This is a genomic window from Streptomyces sp. NPDC127190 (assembly GCF_042672505.1).
GTDB lineage: Bacteria > Actinomycetota > Actinomycetes > Streptomycetales > Streptomycetaceae > Streptomyces.
Genome location: NZ_JBHXVE010000032.1, coordinates 66,132 through 85,148, shown reverse-complemented (window position 1 = coordinate 85,148; position 19,017 = coordinate 66,132). Strand labels below are relative to the sequence as shown.

Annotated in this window: 15 protein-coding genes and 1 pseudogene; 10 read left to right on the top strand and 6 right to left on the bottom strand. The window is 70.8% G+C overall.

Features of this window, described 5'->3' with window-relative positions:
* Positions 1-140: 140 nt before the first annotated feature.
* Positions 141-1,018 (top strand): IS5 family transposase gene (locus ACFVIU_RS33980; protein WP_385847311.1). Its coding sequence is split into 2 segments (ribosomal slippage): positions 141-507 and positions 507-1,018, totalling 879 coding nucleotides; the frame shifts between segments, so codons are not numbered across the junction.
* On the opposite strand, the gene ACFVIU_RS33975 is transcribed toward ACFVIU_RS33980, so the two are convergent.
* Both ACFVIU_RS33975 and ACFVIU_RS33970 read right to left on the bottom strand, forming a co-directional pair.
* Entirely contained in the window at positions 984-1,985 is a 1,002-nt protein-coding gene (locus ACFVIU_RS33975; protein ID WP_385847306.1) for an alpha/beta fold hydrolase, read from the bottom strand. The two genes, ACFVIU_RS33980 and ACFVIU_RS33975, sit on opposite strands and share 35 nt — an antisense overlap.
* Before the next feature lie 363 nt (positions 1,986-2,348).
* On the bottom strand, positions 2,349-2,834 hold the full coding sequence (locus ACFVIU_RS33970) for a pyridoxamine 5'-phosphate oxidase family protein (RefSeq protein WP_385847305.1): 486 nt from the start codon (positions 2,832-2,834) through the stop codon (positions 2,349-2,351).
* Positions 2,835-4,026: 1,192 nt separating this feature from the next.
* Between ACFVIU_RS33970 and ACFVIU_RS33965 the strand changes: the two genes are divergently transcribed.
* Entirely contained in the window at positions 4,027-5,121 is a 1,095-nt protein-coding gene (locus tag ACFVIU_RS33965; RefSeq protein ID WP_385847309.1) for a hypothetical protein, read from the top strand.
* 70 nt (positions 5,122-5,191) lie between these two features.
* Here ACFVIU_RS33965 and ACFVIU_RS33960 read toward each other — a convergent pair whose 3' ends face one another.
* From ACFVIU_RS33960 to ACFVIU_RS33950, 3 genes are all read right to left on the bottom strand, one after another.
* Positions 5,192-7,438, bottom strand: coding sequence for a pentapeptide repeat-containing protein (locus ACFVIU_RS33960; protein ID WP_385847303.1), 2,247 nt, complete (start codon positions 7,436-7,438; stop codon positions 5,192-5,194).
* Positions 7,439-7,617: 179 nt separating this feature from the next.
* Complete coding sequence (locus ACFVIU_RS33955; protein ID WP_385847301.1) at positions 7,618-8,013, bottom strand: hypothetical protein; 396 nt, start codon at positions 8,011-8,013, stop codon at positions 7,618-7,620.
* A gap of 227 nt (positions 8,014-8,240) precedes the next feature.
* Positions 8,241-9,143, bottom strand: a complete 903-nt coding sequence (locus ACFVIU_RS33950) for a LysR family transcriptional regulator (RefSeq protein WP_385847300.1) — start codon at positions 9,141-9,143, stop codon at positions 8,241-8,243.
* 188 nt (positions 9,144-9,331) lie between these two features.
* Here ACFVIU_RS33950 and ACFVIU_RS33945 point away from each other — a divergent pair, with 188 nt between their 5' ends.
* Both ACFVIU_RS33945 and ACFVIU_RS33940 read left to right on the top strand, forming a co-directional pair.
* The gene (locus ACFVIU_RS33945; RefSeq protein ID WP_385847299.1) at positions 9,332-9,625 is read left to right on the top strand and encodes a DUF1330 domain-containing protein; all 294 of its coding nucleotides are present in this window, start codon (positions 9,332-9,334) and stop codon (positions 9,623-9,625) included.
* 110 nt (positions 9,626-9,735) lie between these two features.
* A pseudogene (locus ACFVIU_RS33940) lies at positions 9,736-9,973 on the top strand (helix-turn-helix domain-containing protein); the annotation flags it as partial.
* Between the two features lie 132 nt (positions 9,974-10,105).
* Here ACFVIU_RS33940 and cpt read toward each other — a convergent pair.
* Positions 10,106-10,636 carry a chloramphenicol phosphotransferase CPT gene (gene cpt, locus ACFVIU_RS33935; protein WP_385847297.1) on the bottom strand — a complete coding sequence of 177 codons (531 nt, stop codon included), beginning with the start codon at positions 10,634-10,636 and terminating at the stop codon, positions 10,106-10,108.
* A gap of 312 nt (positions 10,637-10,948) precedes the next feature.
* On the opposite strand from cpt, the gene ACFVIU_RS33930 reads away from it, so the two are divergent.
* The 6 genes from ACFVIU_RS33930 to ACFVIU_RS33905 all read left to right on the top strand — a co-directional run bounded on the left by ACFVIU_RS33930 (position 10,949) and on the right by ACFVIU_RS33905 (position 18,743).
* Complete coding sequence (locus ACFVIU_RS33930) at positions 10,949-11,623, top strand: formylglycine-generating enzyme family protein (protein WP_385847296.1); 675 nt, start codon at positions 10,949-10,951, stop codon at positions 11,621-11,623.
* Positions 11,624-11,716: 93 nt separating this feature from the next.
* Positions 11,717-12,517, top strand: a complete 801-nt coding sequence (locus ACFVIU_RS33925) for a phosphotransferase (protein ID WP_385847294.1) — start codon at positions 11,717-11,719, stop codon at positions 12,515-12,517.
* A 351-nt stretch (positions 12,518-12,868) separates the two neighbouring features.
* A complete protein-coding gene (locus ACFVIU_RS33920) occupies positions 12,869-13,396 on the top strand; it encodes a DUF4396 domain-containing protein (protein WP_385847293.1) in 528 nt (175 codons plus the stop codon).
* 148 nt (positions 13,397-13,544) lie between these two features.
* The gene (locus ACFVIU_RS33915) at positions 13,545-13,697 is read left to right on the top strand and encodes an FDLD family class I lanthipeptide (protein ID WP_385847291.1); all 153 of its coding nucleotides are present in this window, start codon (positions 13,545-13,547) and stop codon (positions 13,695-13,697) included.
* 406 nt (positions 13,698-14,103) lie between these two features.
* Positions 14,104-17,388 (top strand): lantibiotic dehydratase, encoded by a 3,285-nt coding sequence (locus ACFVIU_RS33910; RefSeq protein WP_385847289.1) that lies wholly within the window; start codon positions 14,104-14,106, stop codon positions 17,386-17,388.
* Positions 17,385-18,743: a lanthionine synthetase C family protein gene (locus ACFVIU_RS33905; RefSeq protein WP_385847288.1), complete on the top strand. Its 1,359-nt coding sequence runs from the start codon at positions 17,385-17,387 to the stop codon at positions 18,741-18,743. The genes ACFVIU_RS33910 and ACFVIU_RS33905 overlap by 4 nt, the downstream gene beginning before the upstream one ends.
* Positions 18,744-19,017: the final 274 nt, after the last annotated feature.

Sequence of the window (19,017 nt, the reverse complement as noted above, 5' to 3'; positions counted from 1 at the left end):
TGGGCGTCAGTGACCGACAACGGCGGAATCTTCGGACCCGGACGACTCATGCCCGACCAACGACGAATCTCTGACTCAGGTCACTAGGGCCTGTCCAACGGATCATGTGACCGTCGCGGGCCTGGCTCGTTGGCGTGTCCGTGGGGCGGGGAGATCTGTCGAACGAGGAATGGGCCCGGCTGAAGCCGCATCTGCCGAAGTCCGCTAAGCGGGGCGGTCGTTGGGTGAGCCATCGGAGGGTCATCAACGGGATCTTGTACCGGAATCGCACCGGGGTGCCCTGGCGGGATCTGCCTGCGCGTTTCGGCAAGTGGAAGACCGTGTATGAGAGGCATGGACGCTGGTCGGCGGACGGCACGTGGGACAGGCTCTTCGCCGCTGTCCTGACTGACGCCGACTCGGAGGGCCGTATCGACTGGTCGATGGTGAGCGTGGACTCCACCTCCTGCCGGGCTCACCAGCACGCTGCCGGCGCCCGCAAGCGACGCCCGCGGGTGCCGGGAAAGGATCAACGCCCCGGCAGCACCGCTCCGACGAGGGGCTCGGACGCTCTCGGGGCGGCCTCACCTGCAAGATCCACCTCGTTGGGGAAGGCGGACGCCGCCCGCTGGCCCTGCTGATCACGCCAGGCCAGTGGGGCGACGCCCCACAGTTCATCCCCATCATGGAACGTGTCCGAGTCGCCCGTCTCGGCGGCGGACGTCCGCGCACCCGACCGGACAATCTCGGCGGCGACAAGGCGTACTCCTCGCGCCGCAATCGCCGATACCTGCGACGACGCCAGATCAAGCACACGATCCCCGAACCGAAGAACCAGCGGGCCAACCGCCAGAGCCGCGGCAGCAGGGGCGGCCGGCCTGCGGGCTTCGACAAGACGATCTACAAAAGGAGGAACGAAGTCGAGCGAACGATCAATGCGCTCAAGAACTGCAGGGCCGTGGCCACGAGGTACGACAAGCGTGCCTACATCTTCCACGGCACCATCATCGCTTCGATTCGACTCTGGCTGCGCCCATGACCTGGGACAGACCTGGCGTACTCGAGGCCGGCACCAGTACCGGAGCAGCCGCATCTCCCCTCAATGTTGCTCTGGACATGCTTGCTCCACCGGTATGGGTCACCACGGCATCGATGAGCTCGGGCCAGAGTGCACGCGGGCGATCGTGGCCCATGTCGGGGACCAGTAGGAGTTCGGCGCCGGGCACCAGCTCCGCGGTGCGTTTCCCGCCGCTGGGGTCGATCAGCGTGTCGTCCAGGCCGTGGATCACCAGCGTCGGCACCCGCAGCTCACGCAGTGCATCCGCACGTGAACCGCTGAGGATCATCGCGCCGAGCTGCCGCCCGATCCCCTCGGGGTAGTAGGCGCGGTCGTAGCTCGCGGCGGCCAACTCACGCAGCACCGAGGCGTCGCCGTATCGCTTGGAGGCCCACACCAGTTCCCGCTCCGCCGCCCCAACGTATCCCTCGCGGTCCGCGGGCTTGGGACTGAACAGCACCGCCTGGGCCTCCGGGCTGGACTGGCCGTATTCGCTCTCGCCGGTCGAGGACATCATCGACGTCAAGGTCAGCACCCGCTCCGGGCAGGAGAGGGCCATCACCTGGGCGATCATCCCTCCCATCGAGGCACCGACCACGTGGGCGCGTTCGATACCGAGCGCGGTGAGCAGGCCGAGGCCGTCACCCGACATGTCGAGAAGCCGATAGGGAACCATGGCGAGGGCGGCGGGAATGTCTCCCGAGCTGACGGAGGCGATGAACTTGCCCATGTCCACAGGATGATCGTCGAACTTGGTGGACAGCCCGCAGTCCCGGTTGTCGTACCGGATCACGCAACGGCCGCGGTCTGCCAGTGCTCGGCAAAAGTCCTCGTGCCAGGCGAGCATCTGCGCGCCGAAACCCATCACCAGCAGGACTGGCGGGTCTCCAGGGTCGCCGAAACTCTCGTACGCGATAGACACCTCAGGGGACACGTCAACGATCGACATGCACGGAGACTGTCATAGTCATCCACGGAGCGCACCCAGAATATCGCCCGGTGACCTGCACATACTTTCCTGGCTTCTGCCCATGATCCGTCGGACAGGCCCGGACGGGGTTGGGGACACAGGTCTCAGGTCTCGGCGGTCGGCGGCTTCCAGGCGACCGGTCGGCATCTGGCGGTACGGCGAGCCCGGGCCGACCTCAGTGTCGTAGCCGACGGTCACGAGGTGCCGGCGGCCAAGAGTTCCCGGGCCCCCCATCCGACGCGAATTCCCCGGATGACCGGTGAGCCCGGGTCCGTCCGGGTGGGGGAGTGGATGCGGTTGAGGCGTTGAGCCGGGCCTCCGCACGATGACCGGGCGTCGCGGTCAGCCCAGCTTCTTGGCGAGTTCCGCGAGGAACTGCGGCACCCGGCCGGCGCCGAAGTCGTAGTACCGCGCCCACTGCGGCTCGACCGCGATGCGAGCCATCTTGTCGTACATGGCCCGGCAGTTCCGCTCGAACTCGGCCGCGTACTCGACGTCGAAGTTCTTCCGTGCGGCGGCGAGGTACTCCGGAACCACCCCGTCGACGATGGTCAGGTGCACGATGCCCCGCACCGACAGTGTCCTGGCCGAGCCGGGGCTGTCGCCGGCGTCGATGGTCAGGGCCACCTCCGGGCGGGCGGTCAGCGCTTTCACCTTGGGCGACGTGGCCGCGGTGGACATGACGATTTCGTCACCGGTCCAGAAGATCCCGATCGGAATGACACGGGGCCGCCCGTCGAGTCCGTTGTATGCCAGCCGCGCCATCGAGGCCTGGTCCAACAACTCGTGGGCGTCGGCAAGTTCCCGTGCGATCTGCTTGGGGTCCATGATCGTCGTCCTCTGCTGTCGTGCGGCCGCTCGTGGCCGCCATGTTCCTGGGACGGAGGCGCCACCCCGTTCTCGACATCTGCGGCCGAATCTCCGTCGACGCGTTCACGGTCATCGTGCCGCACGCCAGGGCTCCTCAACTCGAAGCGGACGTCGGCGGGTCGGCCGTGGCGCTCTCTTCCCGCGTCCGCAGGGCGCATCATGCCTGGCCGGTGGGTCAGACCCTGCTGCGGGGCGCGGACGGCAACCAGGCCTCGGCTGGATCTGCGGAGCCGTTGGATGGCTCGTCGACCTCATGCGCGGGCCGCGGCCGTATGAGTCGGCGAGATGCTTCCGCGCTGCGGCCGCGGTGCCGGGGCGCAATGCTGCGCCCCGGTCGAATCCGACCACGCCTGGCTCAAGGGCGACCTGCGCTGTGCGAGCTCGCCGGCGGCGTCGTGTTGCTCGGCGGCCGGTCTGCGGATCGGTGCTGGACGAATGCCGGGCAGCCACTCGCCTCTGCCCGGCCCGGGTGGAGGAAGAAGTCAAGGCCGGCCGGCACCAGCGGGCTCTACCTCGATGGCGCCCCACCCTCCCGGGCGGCGCGCCGTCCCAGCCCAGCGTTGAACCGGGGCCGGCGCTGTGAAGCCGGGCACGGTGTGGTCGTCGCGGCGGTATTCGAGCCCCCGCCGGAGCGGGACCCGCCCGTCGTCGCACCACTCGGCGGTGCGGCCGCGGCGCTGCTGTCGGGCGACGAGCCGCGCGTCGAGCGCGTCGCGGAGGGCCGGTTCACCCCAGCGGTCCTCGACTGGTCCTCTCCAGCCCCCGTGATCAGGGAATCGCGACAGCCGCCAGGATCGATCGGGGCCCTCGTCCGCTTGTCGCGTGCGTGCCGGTCGGTCTCCGGCCTCGTGGGGGAGACCGTCGTCCAGGGTGATGCGGATGGTCTCGCCTTGTCCCGCGTGGCGTCGGTGAGTTCGGTCGCGATGCGGTTGTAGGTGGTCATGGCCGGGGACCAGTCCACTTCCAGCGGGGCGGCGGTGGAGCGGGTGTTGCACAGCTCGATCAGCAAGGCGATGAGGGAGCGCCCGGACAGGACGGTCCGGACGCGGCCTTCCTTGATGTCCTCGACAGACGGCGGGGTGCGGAAGTGGCTGTGGTCGACGGCCAGGGCGGCGAGCCATATGGGTTCGCCGTGGGAACAGCCTCCGGCATGATTCCCTCCGTGCACGAGGACAAGGACCATCGCGGGCGAATGCGGTACACGCTGGCCGACACGGAGCACGGTCATGCCTGGGGCGTCTGCGCAGAGGTGGAAGGGCTGTTCGGAGAACCCCCACGCGGGATCTACGAGCTGTTCGGCTGGGTTCCACGCGCGCACGTGCACGGTTGGGTCGGCAACCGAGTGTGGCTGGTGCCGGACGACGAGGCCCTCGATCCGTGGCTGCTCGAAGATGCGGAGAGCTCGGGGCAGCTCCGGGGGACAGGCAGTCTTGTGCTCACCGGCCTGGACGACTGTGAAGGCCCGCCCGAGGGGCACAGGGGCGGAGTTCGCGTACACGATGGCCGGCGTTGGCTGGGCTCCTGCCGGGAATTCGCCCGTGTCCTGCCGCGTCAGCAGGGCGCACACCCGCTCGTCCTGCGGGGCCTCGCCCCTGGTGATCAGCTGAGGGCGGCACTGACGAAAGGCACTCGACGGGCGCTGGACCTGGAGCAGGCCGCCCTGGAGATACAGGACGACCAGGGCGAGCTGCTCACCGAACGCCTGCTCTGGGCCAGAGTCAGCGCCTGGCGCCCATCCTCCTACGGTAAGGATCTGATCGACCTGGAGCTTGATGGAGAGCTCCTCACGCCCGTTCCCGAGCACGCCCGGCCCATCTGGGAGCGGTGGCTCGCCGGGCCGCCGGACACGGTCGCTGCCTGGGCGGCCCTGGACACCCGGCGCCGCTGGGCCTGGCACGATCTCGTACGAGAACGGTCCCACCCGCGCGGTCACCGTGACCGGCCGGCCGGTCATGCCTACGAACTCGATGGTCGGTATGTCACCGACGAACCGGGCCTCTACCTTGCGCTCGGCGAGGCGGTGAACGGGCCGGGCGGCTACTTCGGCGGCTGCCTCGCCGCCCTCGACGACTGCCTGCGTGGCACCTTCGGCTACGCCGCCCCGGCAACTCTGCTCTGGCGGTACGCGTCGATCGCACGCGAGTACGTGTCCCAGGCCCTGTCACCGGATGGCCGGCCCTACGACCTGTTCGGCGTGGTCCTCGATCTCCTGGCCGAGGGTGGCATGCGCGTCACCCTGGCGTGAGCCATGGTCCCCCTGCCGCCCGGCCACCGCACCTGCCCCGGACACCGTCTCGAGCCTCCGCCGACCCTCGCTACCGCTTGACTCGTCCGCGAACGGCAAGCACCGCAAGGCCCAACAGCGCGGGCTCCGTCAGGCGAGAAGCCATCTCGGTGTAGGTGCCGGTCGTCGTGAGGTTCTGGCCGGAGGACCGGAAGACGACCGAGTTCACCACGATCCTCAGCGACTTCTCCCAGCGCTCGGACGTCAGTCGGGATCGCAGCGGACCGGAAGGGTTCACGGGAGTGGCGTCGTCCGTGGTGAGTGAGATGTGCTGTCCGGTCAGGTGCCCGGTTGTCACGGCCTGCGGGTCATCCTTGGGGATGCCCCACAGGACCATGATCAGGACGGTCGCGGCCATGGCTCCCAGGAGCCAGACAAGGGCTCGGGAAGCGCGCAAACCATAGCCGGACAGGGCCCAGTACAGAGTGAGCAGCGCACGCTCGGAGGGAGGCCGGTCGCCGTCGTGCCGGCGCATCTCCATCTCACCGTAGTAGAAGTCTGCTGCGTCAGGTTCGTTCTTGGCGTCCTCGAAGGACTTGCGCAGCTGGCGGTATACGGGGGCGAGAGCGGCAGGCGGCTGGGGGGACGTCCCACACGGCGCGGGTGTCCAGCCGGTCGAGCCGGTGGCGGCGCGCCAGTGGTGTTCTTCGGCGAGCGTACGACGCTGTGTCCAGCGGGTCGGGAGGGCGCCGTGCCGGTGCAGGCCGGTGGGCGCCGCCGCGAAGGTGCAGCGGCCTTCGAGGCGGAGCTGGTCCAGGTGGAAGGTGCCAGTGAGCCGGCAGCCGGACAAGTCCACGTCGGTCAGCGCCACGTGCGCCGCGTCCACCCCGCTCAACGAAGTGATCCGGGCAACCGGGTCCAGGCCGGCCAGACCGGACTCGTCGACGGCTCGCCGGTCGTCACCGAAGGCAGACGGGCAGGTGCTCACGCTCAGCGGGTACTCGATGACGGCGTTCGTGAGATCCACTGCCGCGTAGCGCAGACGGAGCGTGGCCGTGGAGTCCCAGCGGGTCCTTATGCACGTGAAGAAGGCGGCTGCCGCCTCGATGGTCACCGGGCTGCCGAAGCGGGCGCCAGAAAGATCCAGCTCTTCCTCGCAGGCCATGGGGCCCAGTTGGGACACGGTCTCGAAGGCCACGCCGCTGAAGACGGCGCCGGTGGAGAACGTCGCCCCGCCGAAGGCGGCACTGCCGGAGAAGGCCGCCCCGCGGAAGACCGCCTCCCTGGAGAACACCGCCTCGCTGAAGTCGGCGTTGTCGGAGAACACCGCCCGGATGAAGCGGGCGCCACCGGAGAACGCCGTCTTCTGGAAGGCGGCCTCACCGGAGAACGTCGTAGCGTCGAAGCGGGCGCTTCCGGCGAAGGTCGCCGAGCCGAACCGGGCGCCGCCGGCGAACTCGACCGCACCGAACCAGGCGTCACGGGCGAATGCCACATCATGGAAATCGGCGCTACGGGAGAACTGCGCCGCGCCGAATCGGGCGTCACCGACGAACCGGGCTCCACCGAAACCGGCATCACCGGAGAACACCGCCCCGCGCATACTCGTACCGCCGGAGAACACCGCCCCCTCGAAGAGAGCCCTGCCGGAGAACGCCACCCTGCTGAATCCCGCGTTTCCGGAGAACACCGCACCGCGGAAGTCGGCTTCGGCGAATGTGGCACGGTCGAAATGGGCGTCATGAAGGAAGGCTGCCGTACCGAACCAGGCGTCACCGCAGAAGGCTGCTCCGACGAACGCGGCGTCGGCAAACCTGGCGTTGTCGAAGCGGGCGTCAAGCGCGAACTCCGCCCCACCGAAGTCCGCCGCAAGGGAGAACGCCGTCCTGCTGAACCCGGCGCTCCCGGTGAACGTCGCCCTCCTGAATTCGGCGATCCCGGCGAACGTCGCCCCGCGGAAGACAGCATCGCCGCAGAACACCGCTCCGTCGAAGCAGACGTCTACGAAGTCCACTCCGCCGAAGTCGGCCGCTTCGGAGAACGTCGCGGCTTCGAAACGGGCGTGGCGGACCAGTAGGTGCCCGCTGCCCGGGTCCCGGAGTGCGTGGAGCAGCCGACGCAGCAGATCACCGGTGAAGGTGGTGCCGGAGTGATTGATCTCGGTGTCGGGGGCCAGGCCGGCCAGGTACGTTGCGCGGGAGGCTTCCGGCAGGTGGGCCAGGCAGGCGTCGTAGGGGCCGACGATGAGGCCACGACAACCCACGGGATCGCCCGGGCTCACCTCGACGGCGCAGTGCGGCCAGGGCGGCGGATCCAGGCTCGGCGAGGTTGTGGTCACCAGGAGAAGACATCAAGCCGAGCTGGGTGATTGCAAGGACCGTGGCTGTACTTCTGTCTCCGGAGAACAGTGCCGCGTTCTGGAGGCCCGGAGCGAAGCCCTGCCGGAGGAGCACTTTCTTCCCCGAGCCCTGACTTCCATGGCGGAGGAGGCGGTCAGAGCCGCCCCCGTGCTGCTGGTCACCGCTCGCGATCAACACCTTGTGCCTTCTGTCCACACCGAGATGGCTGCGACACCCCGGCGAGCTTCCCGCAGGCCGCTGCGACGTCCGGCACATCCTCCGGTCCCACGAGCGCATCCTGTACCCCGGTCTGGAGCCAGTCAGCATGGTTGTCGTCAGCTTCGGCAACGGCGAGAGCGATGAGTCTTACCGCGGCTGCCGTCCCCACCCGTGCGAGGGCCTCTGCCGTGCGTCGGGTGACTGCCGTGTCCTCGACGTCCAGCAGCAGCTCCACCAGAGCTTTCGCAGCCTCAGGAACATCAACGTAGGAAGCAAGGTCACGCCCGGCACGGACACGTTGCGTCCATGCCGGAGACGACGCCTTGGCCATGGCCGTTTCCAATTCGCTGATCATCGCTGGCACGACACGATATCGGCCGGAGGCAGCAAGCACAGTCCCCTGGTTCTCCGGTCTCATGGACATTGGCGCACCGATGCTTCAAGCCGACGGCGGTTGCTCGTGGTTGAGTGGCGGCGGGAGCTGTGTGCGTGCGCCGCCGTCGTCATCACCGTGAAGTCCGCCGGGCGCAGGGTCGTCGGCCTCTCCACCGCGGCCGTCCGTCTCGCTTGACCTCTTGCGCGTCAGTCCGGCAGCCAGTGCAGCTCGTGCGCCAGGGTTTTGGCGACGGCACGGATGCGGCGGTGCAGCGGCGACTGCTCGCGGGGGAGGACCAGGTGGATCGTCAGGCTGGGCGCGCCCCGCAGCGGACGCCAGGTGAGACCGGCCGGTTGTGCCGTGGCTGCGGCTTCTCCGGCCGGGGCGAGGGTGACCCCGTCGCGCAGGTCGCGCTGGGACATGTCGAAAGAGACGGCGGACGTGTGGAATCGGGGGTGTGGTCGGGTGTCTCGGAACAATGCGGACAGCTGATCGTGGATCACGGGGTTGGCGGCACGGTCCGGGAGGCGCAGCGGATACGCGGCCGCGTCGGCGATCTCGATCTCGGTGTGTTCGGCGAGCGGATGGTGCTGGGCCATCTGGACCCCGATGCGTGCACGCCGCAGCAGGAACCGGCGCACGTCACGGCCCGGCTGTTCACCGCGGGTGATCCCGGCATCGATGCGGCCGTCGGCGACCGCGGGGGAGATCTCCGGTGTCGCCATCGGGACCGCGCCGACCTCCAGTCCGCTGTTGCCGCGCATCAGCCTGTCCACCAGGGCCGGTGTCGTCTCGGCCCCGGTGCTGAGGCTGTATCCGATGCGCAGCGTGCCCAGTTCACCGGCCGCCGCGCTCCGGGCGGTGTCCCATGCCCGGTCCAGCGCCGCCAGCGCGGGCGGCGCGGACTCCGCCAAAGCCGCACCGGCCGTGGTCAATACGACGCTGCGCGTGTTGCGGACCAGCAGGGCCGTACCGAGTTCCGCCTCCAATCGGCGTATCCGCGCGCTGAGTGCGGGCTGTGCGATACCGATCCGTGCGGCCGCGCGGGTGAAGTTCAACTCCTGCGCCAGCACCAGGAAGTACCGCAGGCTCACCGTATCCGGCGCCACGCGCCCTCCCTGCCGATTAATAACGATCCGTTCTGAGTCTATCCCGTACCGGTCTTTCCCTCGAGCGCATATCAAGCCCTAGCCTGCGCATATGGCGACTCCACTGAGCGCGGTACCCGTCGCCGGGATCGATGGATCCGAGTGTCAATTCGAAGTCGGACGTGAACGGCCGAACACAGGAGGTTTCCATGGCTAAGGGCTACTGGGTCAGCGTCTACCCCGCCATTTCCGACCCCGAGATTCTGACTGCCTACGACAAGCTGGCTCGTCTGGCTGTCCAGGCTGGGGGTGGGCGTCTACTGTCCCGTGGCGGTCGGGTCGTCGCCCGCGAGGCCGGGATCACGCAACGCGCCGTTCTGATCGAGTTCGACAGCCTTGAACAGGCCGTCGCGGCATACGACAGCGAGGCGTACCAGAAGGCGCTGGCGGCCCTCCCCGACGGCGTCGAGCGCGACTTCCGCATCGTCGAAGGCGTCGACTGACCGGCGGGCCCAGCCGTCGCTGAGCACCGTCACCTGATGCGCACACGGTGCTGAACGGCGACTCGCGACGCCTCTTGCTGGGCTTGATCGTACCGATCGCTGGAGGTGTGGTGGCCGAGCCTGTGCGAGTGCGCCGACTGGCCGACCAGCAAGGGCCGATCGTGCGTCGGGGCCGTACCAGCTCGGTGCGCTACCGGCGGGCGATGATGCTGCTGGCGTCCGCCACGGAAGCCGTGTGCCGGTGATCGCCCAGCTGTGCAGGCCGACGAGGACACGGTGCGGGAGGTGATCCACCGGTTCAACGAGATCGGCCCGGCTTGTCCGGACCCTCGGTGGGCGGGACCCCGACGTGCTCGCCGCCCAGCGCAAGGAACGCGCCCGCATCCGCAGCGAGAAGGGCATCCAGTGGGGCGGACGCCCCCTCACCGCCGCCGCCCGACTCGCCCCGGGCCTCACAGCGGCGGACAGCCTGGCTGTCGATCACTTGACATGCCCGGCGATGGTCCGTGCGCACTCCATCGCCTCTGCGTGTGTGGTGTCCACCTCCAGGTCATAGGCCACGCCCTGGTGGACCACTTCCGCCTGGGAAGCAGCCATCCCGATGGTCCGATCGCCTCGTGCGACTTCACGGCCTGCGGCCACCGTCGCGTCACACCTGACGCCGACCCACAGCACCTGCAGTTCACCCAAGGCTTTCTGCCATCGCTGCTGTGAGGACGCCCCGCCGAGGAAGACCTCGTCGACGATGACCCGGGCGCCTGCACGGGCCATCGCGGCGACCCCTGCGATCCATGCCGCTTCCAGCGTTCGGAACTCAGGACCGACGATCACCTCTCCGTCCGGAGCGAACTCGATCCCGCCGTCCGACGCCTGCATGGACGCCGGCATCGCCTCAACCAGCGTGTCTGTCCCGAGCGCCAGCCACGGATCCGGCAGGACTGCCTGAAGACACCGAACGATTCCGGATTTCCCCGAGCTGGAACCACCGTTGACAACGATCACCTGAGTCATCACCACGCCACCGTAGAGGCACCAGGGCAACGCTCGAAACGGATTTCCGTGAACCCTGCACTGCCTGCCACACCCCGGCGAACGTTCCCGGTCAGAGCACTGGCGCTCGTCGGTACGACTCACCACGTGCTGACCCGCAGCCCCGGACAGGCCGCGGACACCGAGGCGACAACGCGGCGGCTGCCGGCCGTACTCCTGCACATCTGAGCCGCGATCGCCGCCCTCGATCCTGATGCCGGTTCCGGCCACAGCGTCGCCGGGGGGCAGGTGCCGGTAGGGTGGCCTGTTGTGGACGCGGGGGCAGGAAACGAGATGGTTGCGGTCCCGTCGGGACGGGTGACGCTGTCGGACCGGCGGACGCAGAGCAGTTGGCCGGTCGAGGTCGCGCCGTTTGACATGTCGGCGTTCCCGGTCACGCAGTCCTGGTACGCGCGCGTCACGGGCCGACGGCCGAGTACCGCCCAGGGTGAGCGGCTGCCGGTTGAGGGCGTTTCATGGTGGGACGCGGTCGAGTTCTGTAACGCCTTGTCCCGGCATGAGGGGCTGACGCCCGCCTATCACCTGCGCGTTGACGCCGAGACGGCCGAGTGGGACACCTCCGCGGACGGGTACCGCTTGCCGACCGAGGCCGAATGGGAGCACGCCTGCCGTGCGGGCACTACGGGCCCGCGATACGGCCGCCTCGACGATGTCGCCTGGTACCAAGGGAATTCCGCTGGGCGGATCCACTCCGTCGGCGGCAAGCAGCCCAACGCATGGGGCCTGTACGACATGCTGGGCAATGTGTGGGACTGGTGCTGGGACGTCTACGACGCCGAGGTGTACGGGGCCTACCGGGTGCTCCGTGGCGGTGGATGGGCCGACGAGCACTGGAGCTGCCGGGCGTCGGTGCGGCGGCGCAGCCACCCGACCTTCCGGATCGACGACGTGGGATTTCGCATCGTGCGTTCCGCACCACTGCCTCCGCCTGTTTCCGACAGGGGCTGAGGGGGACCACTTGGGCAGTGAGAAGGGGGACCGCGTCGCACCGGGTTCTCGGATCGGCCCGCAGGGGGTCGTTCCGGCGATACCGTGATCGTCATGAGGGCTGAGGGTGATGCGCTGGTCGGCGGGATGGCGAACGCGGGGGCGGTCTTCCGCCAGGGTGCGCTCGTTGAGCGCCCGGCGCCACGCAACGCGCGCGCCCTTCATGCCTATCTCCTCGCGCTGAAGGACCACGGCTTCGACGCGGCGCCGGCCCCTGTCGGTCTCCCTGCGGATGGCCGTGAGCAGCTTTCCTTCATCCCAGGCGATGTGGCTCTGCCGCCGTTCCCGGACTGGGCGATGACGAAGGCCGCTCTCGCATCGGTGGGGAGCCTGCTGCGGCGCTTGCATGAGACCAGCGCGGCCGTGGCGGTCGACACCCGAGCCGAGTGGTCCTCGGACCTGGCTGACCCGGAGGGGGGAACGATGCTGTGCCACAACGACGTGTGCCCGGAGAACGTCGTCTTCCGTGACGGTCGTGCCGTTGCCCTGATCGACTTCGACTTGGCGGCCCCGGGCCGACCCCTTTGGGACATCGCCATGGCCGCACGCTACTGGGTGCCCATGCTCGATCCCGGGTCGGCAGCTGCTTACTACCCCTCTGGGCTGGATGCGCCCGCACGGCTGCGGATCCTTGCCGACAGCTATGGCCTCTCGGCAGGGGACCGCGCGGAGTTGCCCGGCGTCATCGAGCAGGCCACCGAGGTTTGCCGCGCCTTTGTCACTCGCCGGGTGGCGGACGGTGACCCCGTCTATCTTCAAGCGCTGGCCGAGCGTGGTGGATGGGAACGGTGGGACCGCATGCAGACGTGGCTGGTGGACCACCGCAACACGTTCACGGCTGCCCTGCTGAACTGACCGGGCTGGACGCCCGAGGAGGCAGAAGCCGCCGTTCTATCCCGACACGGCACATGACCACTCCCGCCGGACTGTAGCTGGGAAGGACGAGACCCGCCTGCGTCCGCGGCAGCGGCAAAGACCGAGCCGAGCCCCGGCCTGGCTGATGAGAACAGGCACCGCGGCGCCGTAGCCCCTCCAGAGCACCGCTGGGCCTGGTCGCACCCATCAGATCTGGCCGAGGCCGACCTTGGGCGTGCGGGCCTCGTCGAAGCGTTCCGCGATGCTAGGAATACCCCCCGGGGGTATGTGGTTGGGGTGGTGTGGGGGCCGGGAACCCGACCCCACTCGACGGCATTGGGGATGAAGATCATGGACCACAGCACGCACCACGCCGGTGCCGCTCACGACCACGTAGCCCACCACGCCCACGCCGTGCACGAGGACCATCACGGCGGGCCCCAAGGCACCTCGTGGGGGACGGCGGCAAAGGCGACCCTGCACTGCCTGACCGGGTGCGCCATCGGCGAGATCCTCGGCATGGCCATCGGCACCGCCTTGACGTGGGGCAACGTGCAGACGATGGTCCTGGCGACCCTGCTGGCGTTCGTCTTCGGCTACTCGTTCACGCTGTTCGCCGTACGACGCGCCCGCCTGGATCTCAAGACCGCGATCAAGGTCGCGCTGGCCGCGGACACCGTCTCGATCGCGGTGATGGAGCTGGTCGACAACGGCATCATCGCGCTGGTCCCCGGGGCGATGGACGCCCACCTGGACGAGAGCCTGTTCTGGACCTCGCTGCTGGGCGGCTTGGCCATCGCCTTCCTGCTCACCACTCCCGTCAACAAGTGGCTGATCGGCCGTGGCAAGGGCCACGCCGTCGTCCACACCTATCACTGACACCGACCACGCCGGCGAATGCGGCCGGGGCACTCCCTGGGACGGGGGAGTGCCCCGGCCGCGTTTGGGTCAAGCGACGCTCAGGGGGCCGAAGCTAGCGTCCCGCCGCACGGCTCACCGTTCCGACAACGACTCCGAGGAGATCGACATGAGCGCTGCCACCCTTCCGGTTCTCGCCGACACCGAGGTCGATGACCTCTTCGACCTGGACGTCCGCATTGAGCTGGACGACACCCACGCAGCCGAGGCCGCGTTCACCTCCATCACCTGCGCCTCCTGCTACCCCACCTGGTGCTGTTGAGCAGCCTCACCTGCTGGTCCACCTTCCCCACACAGTGCGGCTGCTGAGGGGGAAGGTCGCAGGCCGGCTCCGTCCACGGCGTATGCCAGACGGAGTCGGCCGCTGAGGGCCCGCGGGCCGCGGCCCCAAGACTGCCGACTCCCGACCCCCTTACCCCCACCCCCGCGCGTCCGGCCGCCATCCGTGCATCCAGCCGCGACCGCGCCCGACCAGCCGACCACGCCCGCGATCGCCACCGAAGGCCCGCCACCGAGGGCCCGCCACCGAGGGCCCGCCACCGAGGGCCCGCCACCGAGGGACCGCCACCGAGGGACCGCCACCGAAGGCCCGCCACCGAGGGACCGCCACCGAGGGACCGCCACCGAGGGACCGCCACCGAGGGACCGCCACCGAGGGACCGCCACTGATGCCGTTGCCGCCCGCCCCCCAGCCGCTCTTCCGCACCGCCCCGGTTGCCCTGCTGCGGGCCCCGAGCCGCAGCCACGAGGACCGCGCCGTCTGGGCCACCGCCTCTGCCACCGATCGCGCGGCCTGCGAGCGACTGCTGAGCAGCGCGGCCGGCGACGGCGTCTTCATGGATGCCCTCCGGGTCGCCAGCCCCAGCCTGGCGAGCCTCGTGGCCGCGAGCATCGACCCCACCGCTCTCGCCGGTCGTACCGATGCCCAACTGCGCCGTGCCGTGGTCTCCGTGCTGCGCTACGAGATCCGGCTGCGCTCGCGTTGCACCCCGTTCGGGCGCTTCGCCGGCGTCGCACCGGTCCGCTTCGCCACCGCGGCCGACGGCCCGGCGGCGAAGGTGTCCTGGGTGGACCCGGCCCGCAGTCGTACCCGGGTCGACCTCGACTGGCTGCTGCGCGTGGTCCAGCAGCTTGAGCAGGACCGTGACCTGCTCCCGCACCTGAGCCTGCATGCCCATGCCGGGACCATCCCGCGCGGCGGCCGGCTGGTGACGGCCGCGCCCTCCAACCCCGGTGCCACCGCGGGCGAGAGCACCCGCAGCGAGGTCTCCGTCCGGCTCACGCCGGTGGTTGCCGCCGCGCTGGAACTGGCCGCCGCCGGCACAACCGGCAAGCAGGCCGCCGCGGAGCTTCAGCGCCGCTACCCCACCGCACCACCCGGCGCGGCCGCCGCCCTGCTGGCCACACTGGTCCGCCAGGAGTTCCTGATCACCGGGCTGCGGCCGGTACTGGACGGCGGTGACCCGCTCAGCCGTGTGATCGACGTACTGACCGCCGCCGAGCGGTCCGCCGGCCGCCCGCTGCCGCTGCTGGCCGCCCTGCGCGCGATAGCCGCCGACCGCGATCGCTACGACGCCGCCACCACCTGGGGCGAGCGCGGCGCGGTGCTGGCCGCGCTGGAGGAGAGGATGCGTCAGCTGGCCGCCGCCGACCGGCTGATCCACGTCGATCTGGCGCTGGCCGCCGAGGTGCGGCTGCCGCACGCGGTCGCCGACGAGGCGGCCCGCGGGCTCGGCGTGCTGTGGCGGCTGTCCGCGCCCGGCCCGGGGCCGCTGCGCGGCTATCACCGCGACTTCCTGGAGCGCTACGGACCCGACCGCGTCGTCCCGGTGCCGGAGGTGCTGGACGACACGGTCGGCCCCGGCGCCCCGGCCGGCTACACCTGGCCGGCCTCGTCCCGCAGCGAGGATCCCGCGCCGCGGCCGCCGCGTGAGCGGGAGCTGCTGCTGGGCCGACTGGCCGCCGAGGCGCTACGCGACGGCGCCCGGGAGGTGGTGCTGGACGACGACCTGGTGGCGCGCCTGGCTCCCGGGGAGCCGGACCGCGACCTGTTGCCGCGCTCCTGCGAGCTGTTCTGCACCCTGGTCGCCGCCGACGAACAGGCACTGGCCGAAGGCGACTTCCTGCTGGTCAGCGGTGGCGGACCGGGTGCGCTGGAGGCCGGCGCCACGTACGGCCGGTTCGCCGGACTGGCCGGCTCGGTCAACGAGGAGCTGGCCGCCTTCGCCTTCCCCGAGCAGCCGGACGCGTTCCACCTCGCCGTCGCCTACCAGCCGCGCCTCACCCGGGCGCTCAACGTCGCCAACAGCCCGCGCACCGCAACGCACGAGGTGACCATCGGGCTGCCGCCGGACCCCGCCGCGACCGCCGTACCGCTGGACGAGATCGGCGTGGCCGCCACCCTCGAACACCTGTATCTCGTGCACCTGCCGACCGGGCGCCGGCTGCTGCCGCACGCCCACCACGCGATGGACCTGCGTGGCCAGGCGCCGAACGCCGCCCGATTCCTGATCGAGGTCGGTCGTCACGCTCACCGCCCCTATGCGCCCTGGGACTGGGGACCGGCCGGCAGCGCGCCGTTCTGGCCCCGAGTGCGGTACGGCCGGATGGTGCTCGCACCCGCCACCTGGCGCCTGGACGAGCTGCGCGAGCACACCGGGCTCGATCCGGCCGGCTGGGCCGAGGCCGTACGGCACTGGCGTGAGCGCTGGCGGGCACCGCAGCAGCTGGTGCTGACCCGCGCCGACCTCAGGCTGCCGGTTGACCTGTCCGAGTCCTGGCACCGCGAGCTGCTGCGCGACGCGCTCTCCAAGGACCCCCATCTGCTCGCCGTCGAGCTGCCCGGCGGGGAGGAACGGTCCGATGGCTGGCTGCGGGAGGCCGAGGAGCGGGCGCACCACTGCGAACTGGCGCTGGCCTTCGTCCGGGAACCGATGGCCGCGCCGCTCGCCCCCGCCGTACCCCTCATCCGGCTGCCGACGGCCGCACCCCGCCTCCCAGCGGTGCACCCGGCCCAGCCGCGCCCGACCCAGCACCGCACGGCCGAGCCGCGGCTGGCCGAGCCCGGCGGCGAGTGGCTGTACGCCAAGCTCTACCTCGCCGGCCGACAGACGGACTCCTTCCTGACCGCCCACCTCGCCCCGTTCCTCAGCGAACTCCCGGTAGCAATCCGTGAGTTGGTCGACCGATGGTTCTTCATCCGGTACCGGGACCCGGACGACCACCTCCGGCTGCGCTTCCACGGACCCGCCGACCGCCTGTGGCCCGCACTGCTGCCGCCGCTGCACACTGCGGTCCGGCAGTGGACGTCCCAGGGCCTCGTCGGGCGGTTCGTGCTGGACGGCTACGACCCCGAGTGGGAGCGCTACGGCGGTCCCGAGGCCCAGGCGGCCGTCGAACGCTTCTTCGCCGCGGACAGCCGTACCGCGCTCACTATGCTGCGGATCGCCCGGCAGGCCGACGGCGCAGGCGGTGATGTGCCATGGGGCAAGGAGACGCTGGCCGCGCTGTCGCTCGCCGCCATCGCGCACGCCTTCGGCCCGCCCCGCGCGGTGGACACACCGACCCGCTACCAGGAGCGGGGCGCAGCCTGGCTGGCAGGCAGCGCCGCCGGCGAGCAGCCGCCCCCCGGCTTCCGGGCCCACCGGACGCAGTGGCTGCGGCTGATCGACCCGGCCGGCGGCTGGCCCGCTCTGGCCGGGCATCCGCTGGGCGACCAACTGGCGCAGGCCCTGGCCGACCAGGCCGTACATCTGCGCGCCTATCGCCGGCAGCTGGACGCGCTCGCCGCCCGCGGCGCCGACTGGTCGCCACTGCCCGGGGTGCTGGCGAGCCTGCTCCACATGGCCTGCAACCGGCTGCTCGGACCCGACCGGGAAGCCGAGCTGCGCGTCCACGCCCTCGCCCGCGCCTGCGTGACCGGCAACGCCGACCGAAGGAGGCACCAGCGGTGACCACAGCGGCAGTGCCCGGCAGCACCGAGCGGATCGCGGCCGTCGTCGACCGGGTGGCCGCCGCCCTCACCGACGAGCCGCGCCCGACCGGCCCCGCCGTAGCACTCGAGGGCGGTTCCGGCGTCGCCCTGCTCCTTGCCGAGCTGGCGCGCCGCGATCCGGGCCGGTTGCCCGCCGTACACGGCCGGCTGGCGGCGGCGGCCCGGGCCCTGGCCAAGACGGCCTCGTTCGGTGTGCATCACGGCCCGGCCGCGGTACTGACGGCCGTTCAGACGGCGGCCCGGGACGGCGGACACTATCCGGGCCTGCGCCACACCCTGACCGCACACGTCGCGGCCGAGCAGATCGCCCGCCTCGCCGCCCAGCCCGCTGGACCAGGGGTGTCCTGGTCCGGCTACGACGCCATCACCGGCGCCGCCGGCGTCGGCCGGGTGCTGCTCAGTGCGGTCACCGACGGCGACGCCGAGGAGCGCGCCACGGCCGAGCCCGCACTGCGCGCCACCCTCGCCCACCTCGTCGCGGTCAGCCGGCCGGTGCGGGTGGACGGCCGTGAGGTGCCCGGCTGGTGGGTGCCCGGCCACCGCCAGGCGACCGAGGCGGACCGGGCCCGCTTCCCACGGGGTGACCTGAGCCTCGGGACGGCCCACGGCATCGCAGGCCCGCTGGCGTTGCTCGCCCGCAGTACCGAGTTGGGAGTGGCGGTCGACGGACAGCCGGCCGCCCTGCGCCGGATCGGCGGCTGGCTGGCCGAGCGGGCTGACCGCGACGCCTACGGGCCGTACTGGGAGCGCCGGCTCCCGCTGGACGACGAACTGGCCCGGGCCCGCGGCGAGCGCCTCCCGCCCTCCTCGCCCCGCACCGGCGCCGCGGGGGCCGCCTGGTGCTACGGCACGGTGGGCATCGCAGGTGCCCTGCTGCGCGCCGCCCGGGTGACGGGCGAGGAGACCTGGAGCCGGCTCGCGCTGGCGAGCACCCACGCGGTACTGGCCCGCCCGGACAGCCTGGACGGTTTGAGGGGCCCCACCGTCTGCCACGGCGAGGCGGGCTTTCTCCAGAGTCTGTGGAGACTCGGGCAGCAGGCCGCCGACCGGACGCTGCTCGACCGTTGCGACCGGCTGGCCGACCGGCTCGCCGCAGCCTGGGACGAGCAGACCGACTACGGCTACCGGCACCTGACCGGCCCCCGCAGCGCCACCGGCCCGCAGTACGGCCGACCGCCGGCCGAGGACAACCCCGGCATCCTGGAAGGCGCGGCGGGCGTGGCCGCCGCACTGCTCTCGGTACTGCCCAGCCCGGGCGGGCCGGACAGCGAACGGCACGAACCCGTCTGGGACCGTGTGCTGCTCCTCTCCTGAGCCTGGGCCGCACCACGCGGCCTCCGCCGTACGTCCGGTCCCCCCAAGGAACCGCGCACCGACCGCTCTCGACCCGGGGTCGGCCGGCCGGCCGTCCGCACCGCCCGCCAGGTCGAAGCCCACGTCAACACCCAGACCGGTCCGGATCTGGTCGCGCGCTTGTGAGATGGGGAACGCGTCACGAAAGTCATGGCCCAGAGAGACAGACGCGCAAGGCAAGCCTGCCTGCTGCCGACACAGGGCGTCCCAGCCACGCCGCACTGCCCGCCGGCAC